Source organism: Kitasatospora humi (assembly GCF_020907985.1).
GTDB lineage: Bacteria > Actinomycetota > Actinomycetes > Streptomycetales > Streptomycetaceae > Kitasatospora > Kitasatospora humi.
In genome coordinates, this window is sequence record NZ_JAJJPA010000064.1 from 1 (window position 1) to 18,424 (window position 18,424).

Annotated in this window: 19 protein-coding genes and 2 pseudogenes; 9 read left to right on the forward strand and 12 right to left on the reverse strand. The window is 70.0% G+C overall.

The window, feature by feature from the left end; all coding sequences use genetic code 11:
* Positions 1 to 1,177 (reverse strand): annotated as a pseudogene (locus LN042_RS33085) (YVTN family beta-propeller repeat protein); the annotation flags it as partial.
* An 881-nt stretch (positions 1,178 to 2,058) separates the two neighbouring features.
* Positions 2,059 to 2,364 carry a hypothetical protein gene (locus LN042_RS33090; RefSeq protein WP_230055142.1) on the reverse strand — a complete coding sequence of 102 codons (306 nt, stop codon included), beginning with the start codon at positions 2,362 to 2,364 and terminating at the stop codon, positions 2,059 to 2,061.
* Between the two features lie 236 nt (positions 2,365 to 2,600).
* Here LN042_RS33090 and LN042_RS37500 point away from each other — a divergent pair, with 236 nt between their 5' ends.
* Both LN042_RS37500 and LN042_RS33095 read left to right on the forward strand, forming a co-directional pair.
* Positions 2,601 to 2,723 carry a hypothetical protein gene (locus tag LN042_RS37500; RefSeq protein WP_283843990.1) on the forward strand — a complete coding sequence of 41 codons (123 nt, stop codon included), beginning with the start codon at positions 2,601 to 2,603 and terminating at the stop codon, positions 2,721 to 2,723.
* 481 nt (positions 2,724 to 3,204) lie between these two features.
* Positions 3,205 to 3,465, forward strand: a pseudogene (locus LN042_RS33095) (IS110 family transposase); the annotation flags it as partial.
* Positions 3,466 to 3,503: 38 nt separating this feature from the next.
* On the opposite strand, the gene LN042_RS33100 reads toward LN042_RS33095, so the two are convergent.
* On the reverse strand, positions 3,504 to 4,673 hold the full coding sequence (locus LN042_RS33100) for an alpha/beta hydrolase family protein (RefSeq protein WP_230055143.1): 1,170 nt from the start codon (positions 4,671 to 4,673) through the stop codon (positions 3,504 to 3,506).
* Positions 4,674 to 4,773: 100 nt separating this feature from the next.
* Here LN042_RS33100 and LN042_RS33105 point away from each other — a divergent pair, with 100 nt between their 5' ends.
* The 4 genes from LN042_RS33105 (at position 4,774) to LN042_RS33115 (ending at position 7,417) form a co-directional block, all read left to right on the forward strand.
* Positions 4,774 to 5,439, forward strand: a complete 666-nt coding sequence (locus LN042_RS33105; RefSeq protein WP_230055144.1) for a TetR/AcrR family transcriptional regulator — start codon at positions 4,774 to 4,776, stop codon at positions 5,437 to 5,439.
* 220 nt (positions 5,440 to 5,659) lie between these two features.
* Complete coding sequence (locus LN042_RS33110) at positions 5,660 to 5,971, forward strand: transposase (RefSeq protein WP_230055145.1); 312 nt, start codon at positions 5,660 to 5,662, stop codon at positions 5,969 to 5,971.
* A 134-nt stretch (positions 5,972 to 6,105) separates the two neighbouring features.
* Positions 6,106 to 6,249 (forward strand): IS3 family transposase, encoded by a 144-nt coding sequence (locus tag LN042_RS38160; RefSeq protein WP_372495864.1) that lies wholly within the window; start codon positions 6,106 to 6,108, stop codon positions 6,247 to 6,249.
* Between the two features lie 721 nt (positions 6,250 to 6,970).
* Positions 6,971 to 7,417 (forward strand): FAD-dependent monooxygenase, encoded by a 447-nt coding sequence (locus LN042_RS33115; RefSeq protein WP_230055146.1) that lies wholly within the window; start codon positions 6,971 to 6,973, stop codon positions 7,415 to 7,417.
* A gap of 88 nt (positions 7,418 to 7,505) precedes the next feature.
* On the opposite strand, the gene LN042_RS33120 is transcribed toward LN042_RS33115, so the two are convergent.
* Complete coding sequence (locus LN042_RS33120; RefSeq protein ID WP_230055147.1) at positions 7,506 to 7,985, reverse strand: hypothetical protein; 480 nt, start codon at positions 7,983 to 7,985, stop codon at positions 7,506 to 7,508.
* Positions 7,986 to 8,189: 204 nt separating this feature from the next.
* Entirely contained in the window at positions 8,190 to 8,540 is a 351-nt protein-coding gene (locus LN042_RS33125) for a DoxX family protein (RefSeq protein ID WP_230055148.1), read from the reverse strand.
* Between the two features lie 116 nt (positions 8,541 to 8,656).
* Here LN042_RS33125 and LN042_RS33130 point away from each other — a divergent pair, with 116 nt between their 5' ends.
* The gene (locus LN042_RS33130) at positions 8,657 to 9,628 is read left to right on the forward strand and encodes a LysR family transcriptional regulator (RefSeq protein ID WP_230055149.1); all 972 of its coding nucleotides are present in this window, start codon (positions 8,657 to 8,659) and stop codon (positions 9,626 to 9,628) included.
* Between the two features lie 301 nt (positions 9,629 to 9,929).
* Here LN042_RS33130 and LN042_RS33135 read toward each other — a convergent pair whose 3' ends face one another.
* From LN042_RS33135 to LN042_RS33145, 3 genes are all read right to left on the reverse strand, one after another.
* Positions 9,930 to 10,874 (reverse strand): LysR family transcriptional regulator, encoded by a 945-nt coding sequence (locus tag LN042_RS33135; protein WP_230055150.1) that lies wholly within the window; start codon positions 10,872 to 10,874, stop codon positions 9,930 to 9,932.
* A gap of 121 nt (positions 10,875 to 10,995) precedes the next feature.
* On the reverse strand, positions 10,996 to 11,139 hold the full coding sequence (locus tag LN042_RS33140; RefSeq protein WP_230055151.1) for a hypothetical protein: 144 nt from the start codon (positions 11,137 to 11,139) through the stop codon (positions 10,996 to 10,998).
* 504 nt (positions 11,140 to 11,643) lie between these two features.
* The gene (locus LN042_RS33145; protein ID WP_283843991.1) at positions 11,644 to 12,342 is read right to left on the reverse strand and encodes an NADPH-dependent F420 reductase; all 699 of its coding nucleotides are present in this window, start codon (positions 12,340 to 12,342) and stop codon (positions 11,644 to 11,646) included.
* A 345-nt stretch (positions 12,343 to 12,687) separates the two neighbouring features.
* Here LN042_RS33145 and LN042_RS33150 point away from each other — a divergent pair, with 345 nt between their 5' ends.
* Positions 12,688 to 13,017, forward strand: a complete 330-nt coding sequence (locus LN042_RS33150) for a YciI family protein (protein ID WP_230055153.1) — start codon at positions 12,688 to 12,690, stop codon at positions 13,015 to 13,017.
* 393 nt (positions 13,018 to 13,410) lie between these two features.
* Here LN042_RS33150 and LN042_RS33155 read toward each other — a convergent pair whose 3' ends face one another.
* From LN042_RS33155 to LN042_RS37890, 3 genes are all read right to left on the reverse strand, one after another.
* The gene (locus LN042_RS33155; protein WP_230055154.1) at positions 13,411 to 14,631 is read right to left on the reverse strand and encodes a cytochrome P450; all 1,221 of its coding nucleotides are present in this window, start codon (positions 14,629 to 14,631) and stop codon (positions 13,411 to 13,413) included.
* Positions 14,628 to 15,332, reverse strand: coding sequence for a cyclodityrosine synthase (locus LN042_RS33160; protein ID WP_230055155.1), 705 nt, complete (start codon positions 15,330 to 15,332; stop codon positions 14,628 to 14,630). The genes LN042_RS33155 and LN042_RS33160 overlap by 4 nt, the downstream gene beginning before the upstream one ends.
* 526 nt (positions 15,333 to 15,858) lie before the next feature.
* Entirely contained in the window at positions 15,859 to 16,908 is a 1,050-nt protein-coding gene (locus tag LN042_RS37890; protein ID WP_230055156.1) for a helix-turn-helix transcriptional regulator, read from the reverse strand.
* A 139-nt stretch (positions 16,909 to 17,047) separates the two neighbouring features.
* On the opposite strand from LN042_RS37890, the gene LN042_RS33170 reads away from it, so the two are divergent.
* Positions 17,048 to 17,593: a hypothetical protein gene (locus LN042_RS33170; RefSeq protein WP_230055157.1), complete on the forward strand. Its 546-nt coding sequence runs from the start codon at positions 17,048 to 17,050 to the stop codon at positions 17,591 to 17,593.
* A 97-nt stretch (positions 17,594 to 17,690) separates the two neighbouring features.
* Here the strand turns inward: LN042_RS33170 and LN042_RS33175 are convergent, their stop codons facing one another.
* A complete protein-coding gene (locus LN042_RS33175) occupies positions 17,691 to 18,359 on the reverse strand; it encodes a DUF4097 family beta strand repeat-containing protein (protein WP_230055166.1) in 669 nt (222 codons plus the stop codon).
* Between the last annotated feature and the right edge of the window lie 65 nt (positions 18,360 to 18,424).

Sequence of the window (18,424 nt, forward strand, 5' to 3'; positions counted from 1 at the left end):
GAACACTCCGGTGTGGCCGAGGGAGTAGCGGCCGGGCTGGGGGTAGACGCACAGGCCGTGCGGGCCGGCGCCGACGTTGATCCGGGCCAGCAGACGGCCGTCGTGGGTGGAGATGGCGTAGACCTCGGCGTTGTAGCGGCCGCTGAGCCACAGGACGCTGCCGTCGGCGGAGACGCCGCATGTCGGGGCTGCCGCCGCCGGGCAGCTGCCACTTGGCGGTGAGGCGACCGGTCGCGAAGTCCAGGACGGAGATGGAGCCTTCGCCGCGGTTGGAGATGTACAGACTGCTGGAGTCGCGGCTGACGTAGAGGCCGTGGGCGCCCTTGCCGGTGGGCAGCAGGGTGGGGGCTGCGAAGGTGTCGCCGTTGAGGACCCAGACGCCGTCGGCCTTCATGTCGGCGATGTACCAGGTCCGTCCGTCGGGAGAGATCTTGACGTCCTGGGGCATGGAGCCGTCGAACGGGATCTTCTGCTTGGCCAGGACGGTCATCGAGGCGGTGTCGACCTTGAGGAGCTCGCCGGAGAACTCGCAGGAGACGATGAAGTAGCGGCCGTCGGGTGAGAAGTCGGCGTGGTTGACGCCGGCGCAGTCGACCGGGACGGACTTGACGACCGCCATGGTGTGGGCGTCGCGGAAGACGAGTTGCCGGTCTTTGGAGGCCATGACGACCGCGTACTTGCCGTCGGGCGTGAAGTAGAGGTTGTAGGGGTCGTGGACGTCGACCGGCTGGCCGGCACGGCCGGTGGCGGGGTCGATGGGGGTGAGGGTGTTCCCCAGGTCGTTGTTGACCCACAGGGTCTTCAGGTCCCAGGAAGGAACGACGTGTTGGGGCTGGTGGCCGACGGGGATGGTGGCGATGACCTGGTACGTGGCGGGGTCGATGACGCTGACCGTGTCGGACTCGGTGTTGGGTACGTACACCCGTGAGGGGAATCCCTGGACGGCCTTGGACAGTTGGCCGGGTCGGTCGGCGGCGTACAGGTCGCGCGGGTCGAGCGGCGCCGGCATGCCGGGCAGCAGGTTCGAGCCGGCGGCGCCCGGTGACCTGCCGGCCGCACTCTTCGGCGTGTCGACCGCCTTGGCACGGGTGCCGGCCGGGGAGGAGCAGGCGGTAGCGGCCAGGAGGACCGCCAGCACGCCCAAGGCTCTGCTGTGCAGGAGAATTTGAATGGACATCAGGCGAGAAGCTCCGAGATCGTCGTGGCACGCAGCGAGTGGCTGAAGGCCGTCGAGGGCTGTGGGAAGCGGGGAAACACGGTCACGGTGCCCCGGTCTCCGAGGTGCGGGTTGACCACGGTTCAGGAGTGCATCGCGTCCGGCACGGCCGTGCTCGGCGTCAGCGCATAGGCACGTTCCGAGCGCCGCCGTGGGCGCTGCACTCACCGGGCACGGCGATCCTGGGGTGTCACCACGACGCGCGCGCGAGTCGCTGCCGCCGGAGCGGGCCGTTCGCGCAGGCGCGCCTCTTCTGACAGTGGCAGGACGAAGGTCGCACGGCTTCCGTCCCAGGCAGCGTCCGTTGGCGCAGCGGGCAGTTCGACGGCCTTGTAAGCCGCGATGGCCAACGGCAGGGGTCAGCCATTGTGCCCTTCCGGGTCGGCAGCAGCGGCCTCGGGCTTGGGCGTGGCGCCGTCGCGCACCTCCGCACTCACCGAACTCGGCTCCCAGCCGCCACAGTGCCGACCGTCGTGCGCCGCGAGCATGGTGCGAGCCTCGGCCGGCGCTATGCCTGCGCATAGGCAGGCGTCGACGAGCGTCGCCCGGCGGACGTCAGCTGGAACCTGGTGCGGCATGCGGGCCTCCCAAAAGAGGATGCTGCGGTGCCGACGCGCGGACACGCCGGATGCGCGGGCCCCGGGATCACACCGAGGGCAGTTTGCACTATGCAAGAATAACCGCGCCGAGCCCAACCCTCGTAGGCCGGGCCGCGAGCCGCAGAATCTCCGCCCAGCTCGAACCGCCCCAAGCGCTGCCCGTAGACGGACGGCGTCGGCGGTGAGGGAGGCGGTGTCGGCGGGGCAGGGACTCCGGTACCCGACGTGCCCCAGTCGAGAGCGCTAGAGGATCCCGCACCAGGCGTTCATCGTGGCCCACCAGCTGCCGTCGCCGTTCTGGGCCGCCTGGGCACTGCTCTGGATCGGGCTGCAACCCAGGTCACCGGCGTTGGCGGCGGCGTCCTGGATCGCGGCGCTGCGGGTCGGTCCGCTGCCGCTGAAGCTGACCAGGCGGGCGGTCGGGTTGGTTACTGCGGACACGGTGAGCGGCCCGGCCGGGGCGGCGGGCTGGGCCGAGGCCAGGCCGGTGAAGGTGACGGTGCTGAGCAGGGTGACGGCGGCGAGGGTCGCGGCCTTGCGTACGATCATGAGTGCCTCCTGGATCCGAACCGATGGGGTCGTGCCGGTCGTACGGTGCTCTCGAAAACCAAGCTCGCTCGGCGGGCAGTATGGCAGCGCCAACCAGACATGAACAGTGGATAGTTGACCGTTTCTGCCGAGCCGTCAGAGGGCAATGCCGGCGCCCGTCGCATGCTCCGTCTGGAAGAGCACTGCTGACAGGACGAGTCACGCCCGTACGAGGATCCCGGTTCGGAGCGGCCGGAATGGTCTTCTTGCTGTTCTTGTTGTCGGCCCAGAAGGTGTCGGTGACGCTGATGCTGTCCGTGGCGGTGAGGGTCTTGGCCTTGATGTCCGGGTTCTTCACGGTGACGGTGGTGGAGAGGTAGTGGTGCAGGACGGTCACTCCGTCTTCGGCCTTGGTGCGGGCGTCGAGGACGAAGGTGGTGGTCTCGGTGAGGTTGTGGGAGGGGTGGCTTCGGCCGGTGACCTTGATCGGGGCGTTGTCGTCCCAGGAGAGCCAGTACTCGGTGCCGGCCTCGCTGCCCTCCCAGCGCAGCACCACCGATTTGCCGTTGTCGACTTGGGGCTTTTCGCAGGAGAAGCTACGGAAGAAGAAGTCGGCGATGGTTTCGAGGTGCTTCTCGACCGGGTCGGTGCTCACGGGGCGGGTCTCCCAGTCGTCGGTGATGGCGGTGCGGGCGGTGATCGTGAGAGCGGCTTCGCCCGGGGCGCGGGTGACGGGAATGGCGGAGAGGTTGAGGGTGAAGCGCCGTGTCCGGTCGAAGGTGACCGTCGGGGGGGTTGCCCGGGGCCTCCGGGGTGCAGGTGAAGGTGATCGCGTCTTCGGTGTCTGCTTGCTGACGTGCCAGGCGCCCTCATGTCGGACACCGCATGGTCAAAAACGACCGACTCAACCATGCCGGCTACCTGGGGGCCTTCTCCGCCCTGCGGTCCTCGCCCGGAGCCGACTCCCACTACCGCCGTCGACGCGAGCAAGAGGACTGGCATGCGGCCGCCCAACGACACCTATTCAACCGCGTGATCGGCCAGCTCTACCACTGCCTCCAGACCGGCGAACCGTTCGACGAATGCACAGCGTTCCCAGCCCGACTGGCAGCCGCCGCTTGACACCTGGGCATCGTGAGATGTCTCCGTGGGCGGTACACCTAGCGGCCCAGGACCGTGTCCAGCCAGTCGAAGGTGCGCTGGTGGAACAGCAGCAGCGCACCTTCGTGGCAGTGCTCACCGGCGCCTTCGTCCTCGCGGAAGGTGATGAACTCCTTTCGGCAGGTCAGTTCGTCGAAGACGCGCTGTGGTTGGCCTGCGAAGAACTGGTCGTTCTCCGCTTCCAGCACCAGGGTCGGGCAGGTGATCCGGTCAGCGATACCAGCCATCGTGTACGGCTTGGCTGCCTGGACCAGCGCCTCGAGGTCCGGCACGCCGAAGGTCCAGCAGCCGTTGCGCACCGCCCAGCGCGTGGTGGTGTTCTGCGCCATCGCCGTCTCAAGTCCGCCGGGCGTGGCCGCGACGCGGTCGGCGGTCGCGGCGATGGCGGCATAGAAGTCGTAGACGCCGTCGTGGAGCACGCATGCGGCGAGGCGGTGTTCGAAAGCTGCTGCCCGTGCGGCGAGGTAGCCGCCCATGCTCATGCCGATCAGTACGAGGCAGCCGGGGTCGACCTCGGGCAGGGTGAGGGCGAAGTCGACGGCCGGGGTGACCGCCGCCTCCCAGTCGTTGCGGAAGTGCAGGCCCTGGTCGCGCAGGCTCCTGCCCTGGCCGGGGCCGTCAAAGGTGAGGACGTTGTAGCCGCGCCGCAGCGCACCCCCTGCGATGGCCAGGTAGTTCTCCTCCAGCGTGGAGTCGTACCCGCCGTGGAAGATCACGGTCGGGCGCGGCACGCCCGAGTCATCGACGAGGAACACGTAGCCCGGCAGCGTCGTGCCCTCGTAAGGGATGCTCACCGCATGTGCCGGCGTGTCGAGCAGGTCGGCCGCGTCGGCGAAGGTCTGCTGTGAGGCCTTGGCCAGCCGGGCAGACTCAGGGTCGGCAGCGGGGTCGTCCCGGCGGTAGAAGTCGGCGGTCCGGTAGTAGTTCGACGCACGCAGCAGGGCTTCGCGGGCGCTGACCCGATGCCCGGCAGCCAGCGCGTCGCGGCCGATGCCCTCGATGCGCGCCGCTGTCGCGGCCCAGCACTCCGACCAGGCCTGCTCGTCGCCTTCGGGGATCTGACGGCAGGTGACCAGGACCTCACCGAGGTCCGCGCCGCCATAGACGGCATAGCCCGCGGCGCGCAGCGCCTCGAAGGAGAAGGACTCGTCGTCGAAGAGGAACTTCATGATCGTCTCGCAGATGTCAAACGGAACGGAACGGGTTCGTTCCGAACGCTACTGACGAGATAGACGGAACGCAACCGTTCCGTTCGCTAGGCTGGCAGACATGACGGCGGACAACACGAGAACCCGGCCGGCTTCGGGCGGCGCGGCCCTGCGGAAGCACGTGACCGAAGCGATCACCGATGCGGCCTTCGCCGAACTCGCCGAGGCCGGATATGCGCGAATGTCGATGGACGCGGTGGCGCGACGGGCCGGCGTGGGCAAGGCGGCGCTCTACCGGCGCTGGCCCTCGAAGCTGGCCATGGTCACCGAGTTGATCCACAACAGGGTGATCGACACACTCCCCCCGACACCTGCAACCGGAGCCCTGGGCACAGACCTGCGCGAACTCCTCTCCGAGCTTCGAGACCAGTTGGCCAGTCCGTTGTTCGCCTCGGTGGCGGGCGGGCTGCTCGCCGAAATCAAACACGACAACACCCTCGCCGAGGCGATCCGGACAGGGGTCGCCGAGCCGCGACGCGCCGCAGCGCGCCGTGTCCTGCAAGACGCCGTCGACCGTGGCGAACTACCCCCCGAGGTGGACCTGGAACTCGGTATCGACCTGCTGATCGCACCGCTCGCGTTCCGCATGCTCATCAGCGAAGGAAACAACGACGACAGGTACCTCCAGACGCTGGCAGCAGGCATTGAAGCCGCACTGAAAGCTGCCGTCGGCACTGACAGCCCGCCGCCAGCTCCAACCAGCCAAAACTCCACCAGAAACCATTAGCCCGGCGGCAGTCTGGAGCTGTCCCATGAACTCGTCGGGCGCCAAGCGCTCAACTATCCCCGCGGGCTGGAAACCGTCGATCAAGCGAGTGTGTCAGATGGTTCGCGCAAGTCTGTTGTCTGGGAGACCGGGCCCGGGCCCGGCTGAAGGCCGAGGTTCCCCCGAGGCGCGCAAGGTTGCCGGCCATGACCTGATAGGCCGTGAGCAGGGAGCCCCTGCCATGCCTGCACCGATGACGTACCCGCCCGAGTTGCGGCAGCGAGCTGTTGCCGCATGCCGCGCCGCCGACCCGAAGCCCGTGATCCGGCACCCGGCCCGCGACCTCGGAGTGCACCACGAGGCCCTGCGTAACTGGATCCGCCAGGACGAGGCCGACCGGGGCGGGCGCGACGACCGGCCGACCACCGACGAGAAGGAGGAACTGGCCAAGCTGCGCAAGGAGAACGCAGAGCTGCGCCGGTCCTGCGAGATCCTCAAGGCCGCCTCGGCTTCTTTCGCCCAGGAGCTCGACCCGACCCGGCGACGGTACTGAAGCTCATCGACGAGCACCAGGACCGCTTCGGGGCCGAGCCCGTCCTCCGGGAACTGCACATCCCCGCCTCCACCTACTACCGCTGGCGCCGCGAAGCCATCGAGCCGTGCGAGCACGCACGCCGCGATGCCGAACTGACCGAGAACATCCGCCGCATCCACGCCGACTCCGATGCCACCTACGGCTCCCCGCGCGTCCACGCCGTCCTGCGGCGCGAGGGCACCCACGTCGGCCGCAAACACGTCGAGCGGTTGATGCTGCGCCAGGCCGGACTGTAGAGCGCCGGCCCGCGCCGGCCCCGCGGCTTCACCCGCCGCGACCAGGCAGTCGACCCAGCCCCGGACCTGGTCCAGCGAGACTTCACTGCCCAGGCCCCGCACCGGTTGTAGTGGTTCGACCGCTGTGAGCAGCCGGTCGGCGATCAGCTGAGGCATCGGCGATGATTCTGCCCGGCGGACGCGGCACGGGGACCGGTTTTTCACGGTAGTGCGCTTGCCGGCGGCACACCGGCGCAACACTATCCGCCGCCGCGGCCACCCCTGCGCCGACGCCGCCTGGACCGCCCTTGCACCCCTTGCGGTACCCACGCTGGAGTCGGTCTCGCGGCATACCAGCCGGTGCCGCTCCCGACTCACCGCATGCCCCTCTCATCGTGCTCCTTGATGTCGTACGGACCCGTCATGGGGCCGCTTTCGTCAACAGGACCGGTTGTGAACAGGCTGCAACGCGTCCCACGAGCAGGGGGACCGCCTGCTCGTCGGCGTTGACCCGGCGGCGCCCCCGCCAGCAGACGAGCCACTTCCTCGAGGACCGGCTCAGCATCCGACAATCCCAAGGCACTTACAAGAGATCGCTTGCACGCCCCCTGTGTGTCCGGCCTACGGAGCCTTCTGCGCGTCGCCTGGTGTTCGCTGCGTTGCGAGGAGATCGTCGAACTCACCGCCCGTTCCGAATTCGGTGGGCGGAGACACGCACCCGGGTGCCGCAGCGGGTTGAGCAGTGGAGCTGCGGGGCACGATCCTCATCCCGCTGACCGGCGGGCACGGCGTGAACACCGGCATCGGCGACGTGGACAACCTCGCCTGGAAACTCGCGGCCGTCACCGCTGGATACGCCGGCGAAGCCTTGCTGGACACCTACGAGGCCGAACGCAGGCCCGTCGCCCGCCAGGTCATCGACATCTCCACTGCCAACGCCCGAGCCCGTGCCGGCTACCGCATCGACGACGAACTCCTCCTGACCGCCACCTACGACTCGACCGCAGTCGCCCCGGACCCGGGCCCTGCGCCCGAGGTCACCGCGCTGGATCTGGGCGGCTACCATCCCGGCTCCCATCCGGGGGCGCGCATGCCGCACGCTCCCCTCACCGGCGGGTCGGCAGGCGTGACGTCCCCTCCTGCGGCCTTCGAAAGTGACCCTGACCGTCGTACAGCCGGGGCCCGGTAATCGACAGCTGGAGCCAGGGCGAAGGACGGATTCGCCGTCAGGTGCGGGTCCCGCCGCAGGCGTCCGCAATGGCCAACGGCCGGCGGGGTCAGTTGCCGACGGTCCAGTAGCCTTGGTAGTAGGCGGAGCCACCGTTGACCGGTTGACCCTGGGGGTCCACGACGAAGCCGGGGCCGTTGTAGAGGATCCGGGTGACGTGGGCGGCCTGGAAGGTCATGCGTCCGGTGACCGTCTGACCGGGGCCGATGTTGTTGCCGTCGTCGGATTGGTGCGGGTTGACGACGGTGGCCTGGGCCGGGAACGACCAAGCGCCCGAGCCGTCCTCCGCGACGAAGGACTGGTCCTTGATGTCGGCGCTCTGCGAGTGGTCGGTGTCGGTGGCGTTGAACTGGACGGTGGTCCCGGAGCCGATGTCCTGGACCTTCGCGACAGTCACCTTCAGCCGCACACCCCCGGTCATCATGTCCAGCGTCGTGCCGACTCCACCCTTGGTGACCGGGCCGCTGCTACTGCAGCCGGCGAGGGCCGTCGCCAGCACGCCCGCGGTGACGAGCGCAGCGGCAGCCACTGATAACCGCGCGACGGGTGTTCTGCTCCTTGCGGTGTGCGGCACTTCGGGCTCAGCCTCTCTGTGGTTCGGAATCGAAGAACGGGACACTGGCAGGGTTTCGGCAAGCGAAGCGTGGCCGGCACTCCGGTGGGAGGGCGACCTGTGCCTCAGCAGGGGATCAGTCGCCGCCGCCCCGGCCCTCGAGTGTGCCGTGAACGCGCCTCAGCGGGCAACGGTGAGACCAAGGGACGCGACGGCCAGGCCCAAGTAGGCGCCGGGGAAGGCGATGTTGTAGTAGACGCGGGCGCGGACGTGCGCGACGGTGGCGCCCACGTAGAAGAGCACGAGGCCCGTCGCGGCGGCGACACCGAGAGGCCGGAAGCCCACGAGGCCGAGCAGCAGCCCGACTGCCCCGACGGCCTTGAGGGTGGCGAGGCGCGGGAGCCAGGACGGCGGGACGTTCACCTCGGCGGAGTTGGCCAGAACGAACTTGGCCTTCGCCAGGTCTGCGGCGGCGATTGCGGCGTTGGCCGCGATGGTCGCGACGGTGACGAGCACGTAGGCGACGAGCATGAGATTCCTTCTTGACGGCAGGTGGTGCACGGCGGCGACCGGGTCTGTGCCCCTGCAGCCAAGCCTCGTCATGTCCCTCGCCCCGCGTCCAATACCGTCTTCTATAACCTGTTGGAATGGATGTGGACACCCGGCTACTGCGTTCCTTCGTCGCCGTGGCACAGGAAGGGAGTCTGACCCGTGCCGCGGAGCGGCTGTTCGTCTCCCAGCCGGCGCTGACCAAGCAGATCCGACAGTTGGAGAACCGGCTCGGCGTACCGCTGTTCATCCGGTCCAGGACCGGTATGGCGCTCACCGCGGCGGGCCGGACCCTGGCAGCACGGACGCCCGGGCTGCTGGCCGAGTGGGACACCACCCGACGCGAGACGAGGAGCGCGGCGCGCCGGGCCGAAAGGGTGCTGCGCGTCGGCTTCCTGGCCAGCGCCGCCAACGAGGCCACTCCCCAAATCGTCGCCGAGTTCGCCAGGCGCCGCCCGGGCTGGCGGGTCGACATGCGGCAGGCCGCCTGGTCCGACCCGACGGCCGGGCTCGCCACCGGTGACGTCGACGCCGCCCTGCTGCGGCTGCCCTTCCCCGGCCAGGAGCGCCTGCGGGTGGCCGTCCTGCTCACCGAGCCCCGCTGGGTCGCGCTGCCCTCGGCGCACCCGCTCGCCGCACGCGACGTGATTCCCTTCCGGGAGCTGTGGGACGAGCCGTTCGTGGCGGCACCGGCCGAGACCGGCCGGTGGCGGGAGCACTGGCTCGCCACCGACGAGCGCGACGGGCACCCGGTCCGCATCGGCGCCGTCACCGACCAACCCGACGACTGGCTCAGCGCGATCGCCAACGGCTACGGCGTCGCCCTCGCCCCCGCGTCCAGCGCCCGCTTCTACGCCCGCCCTGGCATCACCTACCGCCCGGTCAGTGCCGTCAGCCCCAGCCGGATCGGCGTTGCCTGGCCCCCGTCCGACGACGCCAACCCCGTCGTCCAGGACTTCGTCAGCTGCTGTCTGGACAACAGTTCCGAGAGCGATATCGCTACTGAGCATGCAGCCCCGTCAAACGACGCCGAGGTCCGGCGTGGTCGGCCCGAGAAACCTCGTCGGTGACGGGTGAGCTTCCCCCGGTGGGTGGGAGGTGCCGATTACCTGGCCGGGGCGGGTGTGGACGGGTTCGACGGTGGCCAATGGACGCCCTGCGGCCACCGGGTACTTTGCCCGAACGGGCTGGCCCGTCCTGTCGCCGCTCCAGCAAGGACGGCACACAGGTCGACCATCCGGTCAGCGGGGAGGACGTGCCGCTCGCCGTGGTTGGCCGCCTGGGCGAGGGTGAGGACACACCCGTCGATGCGGACAGGTCGGCCTGAGCGGCGGTGAACGTGTCCGCCACCACCCGGCGCCAGCCGGTTGTTCAGACCGTGGCCGGTTGGAGGCGCGACGCGGCGCGCTCGCCGGCCAGGTGCCGGTGATCGCGGAGAACGGAGAGGAGCCTGTGCAGAGCGGGGTCCTGCCGCCCGGCCCGCCAGGCGGCCACGAGGGTGACGGTGGGGGCGTCGCCCGTGAACGGGCGGCGGACCAGCAGCGGGTCGTCATCCGGAGTCCAGGCCGCCTTCAGGGCAACGACCGAGCCACCGCCAAGTTGGGTCTGGAAGACGGACGGGTGCGCCGACTGCGGCCGCAGGCGGGGCTCCCAGCCGTTGCGGCGGCACACGTCGAGGACCTGGTCATGGTGGCCCGGAGCGAGTTCCCGGCGGAACAACATCAGGTCCTCGCCCACCAAGTCGGCGAATTCGACGGCCTCCAGGGAGGCCAGCGGGTGGTCGCGGTGCATGACGACGACCATCGGTTCACGCCATACCGTCATGGTGTCCAGGCCAGCGGCCGGGAACGGCGCGGTGAGCAGCCCCAGGTCCAACTCGCCGGCGGCCAGGCCCGCACTCTGATCGGCGGTGGAACCGTCCTGGAACTGCACACGCACCTGCGGGCCCGTCCCGGAGGTACCGCCTGCGGACTCGACGTCCACGTCCCTCATGCATCGGGCCAGCGCCACCGGGATGCAGCCCGAAGCGCCGATGCGCAGCACGGCGGGAGTCTCCTGGACGGCTGCCTGAACCGCGTGGCGGGCCCGCCCGGCCGCGTCCAGCGCGGCCTGCGCCTCCGGTAGCAGCGCCCGCCCGGCGGCGGTCAGCGACATGCCTGCCGTACTCCGCTCGAACAGCGCTGCTCCGAGCTCCTTCTCCAGCAGCCGGATCTGCTGGCTGAGCGATGGCCCGCTGAGGTACAGCCGCTGCGCGGCCCGCGTGAGGTTGCCCTCCTCGGCGACCGCGTGGAAGTAACGAAGCTGACGCAGTTCCACGAACTCCCCCCTTTTCCGCGAGCACCGCGAGTACGGCATGGGTCACAGGCATGGGTCACAGCAGCCCGTCGACTTGCGGTATTCCCAGGCGGCCCCGCCCCTTTCGGAGGTACGTCGTGCGTCAGGCCAGGAACCGGACCAGGTCGATCAGCCCATCCCGCACCCGGTAGGCCACCAACACCCGGACCGGCTGCTCGGCCACACCGTGGGCGATCTCGTGATCCACCACCCAGTCGCCCTCGGCCAGCCGGCCGACGATCTCCACGCGGCACCGGCCGACTGCGAACTGCCCGTGTACGCCTCACGCAGAGCCTCATGGCCGTGCAGCGACGATCCGTCACGGTGCTCGACCGTCACATCCGGCGCGTACGTGCCACGAACGCGGCGAGGTCATGCGCGTTGTACGCGTCCAGCTGACGGCCCACCACCGACGTCTGTCCAATCACACCGGGACTGTACGACGGAATCTCGCCCTGTGCCTGTAGCTTCATGGAGCGTGGCCGAACCGGCAGCTGTGCCTATGGGTTGTCCGACGGCCCGATGGGCACGGGGGTTGTGCAACGCCTGGTAAAGGCCGGCCTCAGTGCGCAGTGGGTGGGGCCGGTGGGGATCGCGCTGTTGCGGTGGGCGGGTCGCCCAAACGTGACGATCCCGCGAGGCCCACGCTCGTTGCACGGAAGTCGTGGAAGCGGCCGGTGCACTCCGCGTGCCGTGTCCGGCGGTTCAGCGACTGTGGGGAACGTCGTTCTCGCGGGACCGTCCGGCTCGGTCAGTGCTCCTGGCCCAGCAGGCGGTAGGCCACCCGGGGGTAGTGGTCGTAGCGTACGGCGATCTCGCGGGACAGCAGGGTCATCCGCTCGATCACCCGGTTGTTGCGCAGCGTGCCGCCGTCCAGGACCCGGAACGGCAGTGGGTCGAGCAGCCGCATCACGGTGGCCTTGGCGGCTTCGTCGTCGCCGGTGACCAGGAGGTCGCTGACGCCCTCGGGGAACTGCGGCTGGTCGAAGACGACCCAGAAGATGTTCTTGAAGGCGCCGACGACCCGGGCTTCCGGGATCTGTTCGGCGAGCTGCTCGGCCGCCGAGGTGTCGTAGGCGGTGGTGAGGTCGGTGAAGTCCGCTGTGAACGGATTGGCCAGCTGGACGAGGGTCTTGCCGGCGAGGTGCTCGCGGTGACGTTCGACGAAGTCCAGTTCGTCCTGGTGCCAGATCGCCAGGAAGATGATGTCGGCCTGCTTGACGGCCTCTTCGTGGTCCGCCGGTCGGACGTGGTCGTCAAGGCCGATGCGTCGCACGGCATCGGCGGAGCGGCGCTCGTCCCGGCTGGCCCACAGGATGTGCCGGTGGTGGGGGGAGAGCGCGCCGATGAGTGCCGTGCCCATGCGGCCGGTTCCGATGACGGCGAGACGGGGTGAGGTGGTGGGGCTGGACAAGGGAAGTCTCCGGTGAGAGGTGGGATTGCTGTTCATCCTGACACCGCGGACCGCCTTGTGATGCCCTGTCGGCGTGCGTCATCTGCTAACGCCTGTGAGGACGTTCCTCATGCCCTCGGGCTCGCGCGGGACGTTCCGGAGCGGCGCGTGATCCGCTCGGGCAGCCGGCCGTCGGCGGGGAACACCTGACCGCAGCACGATGAGCCGGTCCCAACCAGGCCCGCCCGGCCGAAAGCGGCGCGCAGTTCCGCCGCGCCATCGGCATTCGTCTTCGGCTACCGCCTGTTCGGACATACCGCATGGACAGCCCGAGTCCGGCGGCTGTTGGCTTGGCGACGCGAGAGCAGCTTCGCTGAAGACCTGGAACCCCTGGGGACGGACATGTTCATTCTCCTGCTCACCTATCTCAAGAATCTGGCCGAGATCGACGCTCTGCTGCCGGATCACTGGAACTACCTGGAACGGAACTACCGCGAGGGCACGTTCCTACTCTCCGGCCGGCAGGTCCCCCGGACCGGGGGTGTGATCCTGGCTGCGGGTGACGACGTGGAGGCCATCAGGAAGATCACCCAGACCGATCCGTTCGTTCGCGCCGGTGCGGCCCGCTACGACATCGTCCAGATGACCCCCACCGCCGCGAGCGGAACGCTGAGCGCCAGCCTCGCCGCAAGCGGCCTGCAAGGGATCACGACCATCCAACCGACCACTTGAGCCCGGCTCAACCCACCGCCCACCGCGACCCTGTCCGGCCGGAGCCGGCCGTCCGCGACCCGGTTCGGGCCGGGTGCGGCTCGGCCATGCCCGGCCCGACCGGGTCCACCTCTCTGTCCAGCTGCGCAACCGCGTTGAGCACTGCAACCAGTAGCGCGATCCGGACGGGTGGGGCAACCGCCCCACCCGGGTCATGGCCGACTTGCCGTCCCGCGCGGTGAGGCCCCCATGGCCGGTTCCAGGCGGTCCAGCTCGGCTACACCCCGCCGTCGACCGCCCTCGTCCGGACGGTCGACGACGCCCCGCACGGTCTGTCCTCCGCCTGACCGCGGCCCGCGCGGGCCGGCGCGGGCGGTGAGTCGCAGGGGCCGCGCGCCGGGTCTGCCGACCTGACTACCACATCACCGGAAGCCGTTCGGGAATCCGCTTCATGAAGCCCGTCCGCCAGACCAGTTGACTCGCGGGCACGGCGAGTTCGAGGTCGGGCAGTCGGTCCAGCAGGGTCTCCAGGGCGATCCGGGCGTGGACGCGTCCGAGTGCGGTGGCGGGGCAGTAGTGGGAGCCGCCGCCGAAGGAGAGGTGGTCGGCGGCGTTGGCGCGGTCCGGGTCGAAGCGATGCGGGTCGGGGAAGGCGTCCGGGTCGAAGTTCGCGCCCTCGACCAGCACCAGGACCAACTCCCCCTGCTTGACGTCGACATCTCCGAGCCGCACGTCGGCGAGAGCGAGCCGGGGCAGGGCATCGCCGATGGACAGGTTCACCCGCAGCAGTTCCTCCACGCCCGCGTCGAGCAGGTCGCGGCGGTCCCGCAGCAGGTCCCAGGCGTCGCGGTGGATGAGCAGGTGGACCAGGGCCATGGTGAGGAAGCCGGAGGTGGAGACGGTACCGGCGCCGAACATGGTGACGCCGACGGTGGCCAGCATCTCATCGGTGAGGTGCGCGTAGGCCGGATCCCCGCGCAGGGCGGCGAGTTCCCCCATCAGGCCCGAGGTGGCGGGGTCGTCCAGCAGGCCGGCCATGCGGGTGATGTCGCGGTCCCAGTTGACCTTCGCGCCGGCGATCGGGCAGGGCGAATTCATGAACGCGATGTCCAGACTGCGCAGGAACACGCGGTCCTCGCTCTGCGGGATGCCCAGGATGCGGCAGTGCAGGCCCGCGGAGTACGGCTCGCAGAACGCACCGCGCAGATCGGCCGTGGGACCGTCCTCGACGAGCCGGCCGACGAGCCGCTCGGCCTCCTGGCGCAGCCATCGCACCAGCCCCGGCGCCTTCGGGTTCAGCGCCTTCATCACCGCCCTGCGCAGTCCGGCACCTGTGATGTTGCCCATGTTGTTGACGACCTCGGGTGGGATCGTCAGGGCGTACTGGCGGGGTACGCCCGGCGCCGAGGTGTCCTTCAGCGAGAACCGGCAGTCCGTCAGGACCTGCCGGCACAGCCGGTAGGAGGACACCAGCCAGGCCTCGTCCCCGGCGATCGTGCGCACCCGCCGCACCGGGGTGGCCGCGCGCAACTGCGCCAGCTCGGCGGGGAGCCGGGTGCCGTCCCGGGAGAACGGGAAGTCAAGCAGGTCGTGGCTGCCGACGGCCGGGGGCCCGGGGTTGGTGGTCGTGCTCATGCGCGGGCTCCTTCGACGGGGGTGACGATGGCGTGGCCCTGGTTGCGGGAGGCGCGCAGGCCGGCGCCCCGGGCGTACAGGAGCTCTGCGAGCGGCAGGAGTTGGTGGTAGCAGTTGAGCGATGACGGCACGTCGATGATCGCGGGGGTGTCCAGGAACAGCGGCGCCTCGGCACACACGTACTCCAGGCACACGGCGCGCTGCCGCTCGGTGGGCTCCTGCCCCCGCGCGGTCAGGAACCGGCTCACCAGGTCATCGCAGGCCCCGCGGAGGTCGGTGTCCGTCTCCAGGCGGCGTGTCAGCTGCCGGTGGATCTCCTGGTAGGCGGTGTTGGCGCGGAAGTCGGACATGGGCCGCCAGCGCAGCCGCGTCTGTCCCGGATCAGCCGTCGTCACGGCGTCACGGACCTTCGCCCGCACGCTCCGCAGGTTCTTCGCCGCCTTCCTGCGGGCGTCGCCCGGGCCGTACCCGCAGGCCTCGTACATCTCGGCCACGTGGAGGTCGGTGTAGACGAAGTCGACCCGGTCGTAGTGGTCCAGGCCCCAGGCGGCGAGGTCGTGCAGGCGTCGGGCGGAGAAGTAGCTGTTGCCGGGCGAGACACCGATGACGGCGTGCGCGCCCTCGTCGTGGATGACCTCGCAGTGGCGCGTGTAGGGCTTCACCTGGAACACGTCGGCCATCAACGGGGGTTCTGTGATCACACGCGTGGCCCTCCACCGCGCGCTGCTGCCGACCGGGCCCCGTGCCCCTCGGCGTGACGCTGCGGCCCCGTCACTCTACCCATGGCATACGGGCACCGACAGTGACTGTCGGGCTTTGTCCGAAACAGTGGTCCGTCCGGACGCCGCACACTCCGACCGGGGACGGCCGGGGGCCCGGGCGAGCCTGCCTGTTTCGGCAGGCTCGACCGGGTTCGGCAGTGGATCGAGGCCGTCATCGACGCCGTCAAGGAGCTGGTCTCGCCAGTCTGCGAACTGTTCCCGGATCGCGGCGGCGACCGAGAGATGGAGTTCGTACACGGCTGACTGCTTGTCGCTGCAGCCTGCGATCCGCCGCAGTGCGTCGGCGAACATCGCGCGGTCGAAGCCCCCGTCGCTCTGGGCGGCGAGTTCGAGAGGCCGCTCACGCGAGCAGCCGCTCCGCAGGAGGCCGTGGACGTCGACGGCCTCGCGGACTCCCGGCGGCTTCGTAGCCGCCGCCCCGCTCGGCATTGCACAGATAGGCCGATCAGCAGGAGAGAGTAGCGACCAACTCGTCGCGGCCGTTCACCCGGAACTTGCGATAGATGGCCTTGAGATGGTCGTTGGTCGTGTGCTGCGACAGGTCGAGGGTGTGGGAGATCTGTTTGCTGGAGCGGCCGTCCAGGACCTGGTCGATCACCGTGCGTTCCCGGGGCGTGAGGCCGTACCACGCGGCGACCGCGGGCAGGAGTTGGCCGGTACCGGCCGCCTGGATGGTGACGGCCACCTCGCCGCGTCGGGCGCCGGTCAGCCGTTGGGCCTGCAGCGCGGCGAAGCCGTGGCCGGTCGGGATGCGGCTGAGCACGGGCTCGCTCTGGCGGCGGGCGGCGGCCGCGACGTTCCAGAGCGTCAGCGAGAGATCCTCGTCCGTGTCGAGGCTCAAGTTGGGAAAGCACATCCGGAGCCATTCGCGCCCGGTCGGGGTCGCGGAGGCGAGGCCGTCGTTCTCGTCGATGACGAGCACGCCGGGCGGCATCGCGGTGCGCATGGGATGCGGCCTGGCGCGGCCGACGTAACCGCGCAGCGAGGCGGCCAGCGGCGCCGCGACCTGCCGCGCGTTGTCGATGTCGGCCGGGGTGAACGGCGGGCGGCGACGCTCGCGCAGCAGGATCAGCGTGCCCCAGTGCGCGGCGCGATCGACCAGGTCGAGCCGCATCTCGCTGCCCCAGCCGTCGCCGGCCATGCTGTCGAGCAGCGGCACGACGCCCGGCGGCGCGGTGGCCGTCGTGTTCAGCACCGCGACAGTTGGGCGGCTCGTGGGCCGGTCGGCGGGTCGCCGGGGCGGGTAAGGCTGCCGATCGAGCAGCCCGGCCGCCTTGATGCGGCGGAAGTGGGCGCAGCTGTAGCCCTGGTGCTCGACCAGGAAGCAGCCGACGCCGGTGACCGGATCCTTGCCGGAAAGCATGTACCCGTCGTGCGGCACGAGCCGGTGCAGTTGGCGGGCCAGCTCGCCGCCGAGGTCGGCCAGGCTGTCGGCGCGTGCGGCAGCCTGCCGCGCGGCGTGGGCGACGAGCAGCGGCGCGGGCGCGGGGGACACCGCAGGAGTATCGCAACCGGCTCCCCCTAGGTCTAGGGATATGCGCCGCGCATCCGGGGGCGGACAGTGGAACCCGGCCGGGCAGTCATTGTCCTGCCGTTCACTATCAGTAAGCAGAAGCAGAGGATCAGGAGTACTCGTGCGTCGATTCCTGGTGGTTGCCCTGTCCGTTTCCGCCCTACTCGCAGGTGGCACGGTGTCCGCCGCCGCGAGCAACCCCGACGCGGGGTCCGCGCCGTCTGCCGTGTCACACGACGGCTGGGTGCCCGACCCGATCCCGCCGTCATATGACGCGCCCGCCGGGCTGCTGTGCGACTTCCCCGTTCACTGGGACGTGACGGTGAATCAGGTGCGCACGAAGATCGTCGAGACCTACCCGGACGGCAAGCCCGAGCGGCAGCTGGCTACCGGTGCGCTGTTCCTCAACGTCAGCAACGCCGCCACCGGCGCGAGCACCCTCGTGGACGCCAGTGGCAGTGCTGTGATCGATTATGGGACTGACGGCTCGATGGTCTGGCGCGTGGTCGGGCCGGTCATCGCGCGCGTCCCCGCGGGCTCCAGCAACCTGCCGCGCGGCCTCTACACCATCGACGGCGTCTACCGGATCGAGTTCAGCGCGACCGGATTCAAGACCGTCACGCTCGTGCACGGCACTATCCACAGCCTCTGCGACGACCTCGGCTAGTTGTACCGGACTTCGCACATGGGGTTTTGGGTTTCCAGCCGGCGGGGTCGGGTTTCGTCGATGCCGAGGAGTTCGAGCAGGTGTGCCCCCGCGGACGTCAGAGGCTGCGGGCGGTGATGTCGCCGTGGGTGGTGGTCGCGCGGATGTCGAGGACGGGGGTGCCGTCGTTCTTCAGGGCGTTGCTGATCCGGCCACGACCGGTGCCCGCGTCGAGGCTCGCGGAGACGCCCGCGGCCGCACCGACGGTGATGTCGCCCATCCGGGTGGTGAGCTTCAACGTGCCGCCGCCCAGGGCCTCGTCGATCCGGATGTCGCCGCGGGCGGTGCTGATCTCCCCCGGCCCGCCGAGCCGGCCGACCACGACGTCGCCGTCGACCGCGGTCAGGCGCAGGCTCGCGGCCTCGCCGACGTTGATCTCCCGGTAGGCGCCCTCGAAGACCACGTGACCGAGCCGTCCGACGCCGCGCAGCGCGCAGCCGCCGCTCCTGCCCTCCACGCGGGAACCGACGGGCAGCCGGACCGTCACCTCCACAGATCCGGAGGAACCGAAGGCCTGGTGCCTGGGCTCGGGGTTCTGGATGCGCAGCACGCCGTCGGCGTAGGCGACGGTAGTCCGCTCCACTGCCCGGACGTCACGGCTCCTGCCGGGATCGGTCGGCCGGACCTCGACGGCGGTCTCGGTGCGGTCATCGGCCAGGAGGTGGATCCGCCCGGCGGGGATCTCCAGGACGGTGGAGATCGGGCCGTGGGTGTCGAAGGTGTGCATCATGTCTCCGGTAGGCACGTGGATGTGTGTGTCGGTGGTTCGGCTGCCGGGGCCCAGGCTCCGTG

Coding starts and splice junctions, on each gene's coding strand:
- LN042_RS33090 (WP_230055142.1), bottom strand. CDS start 2,364: ATGATCGTACGCAAGGCCGCGACCCTCGCCGCCGTCACCCTGCTCAGC.
- LN042_RS37500 (WP_283843990.1), top strand. CDS start 2,601: ATGGTCTTCTTGCTGTTCTTGTTGTCGGCCCAGAAGGTGTCGGTGACG.
- LN042_RS33100 (WP_230055143.1), bottom strand. CDS start 4,673: ATGAAGTTCCTCTTCGACGACGAGTCCTTCTCCTTCGAGGCGCTGCGC.
- LN042_RS33105 (WP_230055144.1), top strand. CDS start 4,774: ATGACGGCGGACAACACGAGAACCCGGCCGGCTTCGGGCGGCGCGGCC.
- LN042_RS33110 (WP_230055145.1), top strand. CDS start 5,660: ATGCCTGCACCGATGACGTACCCGCCCGAGTTGCGGCAGCGAGCTGTT.
- LN042_RS33125 (WP_230055148.1), bottom strand. CDS start 8,540: ATGCTCGTCGCCTACGTGCTCGTCACCGTCGCGACCATCGCGGCCAAC.
- LN042_RS33130 (WP_230055149.1), top strand. CDS start 8,657: ATGGATGTGGACACCCGGCTACTGCGTTCCTTCGTCGCCGTGGCACAG.
- LN042_RS33145 (WP_283843991.1), bottom strand. CDS start 12,342: ATGAACAGCAATCCCACCTCTCACCGGAGACTTCCCTTGTCCAGCCCC.
- LN042_RS33150 (WP_230055153.1), top strand. CDS start 12,688: ATGTTCATTCTCCTGCTCACCTATCTCAAGAATCTGGCCGAGATCGAC.
- LN042_RS33155 (WP_230055154.1), bottom strand. CDS start 14,631: ATGAGCACGACCACCAACCCCGGGCCCCCGGCCGTCGGCAGCCACGAC.
- LN042_RS33175 (WP_230055166.1), bottom strand. CDS start 18,359: ATGCACACCTTCGACACCCACGGCCCGATCTCCACCGTCCTGGAGATC.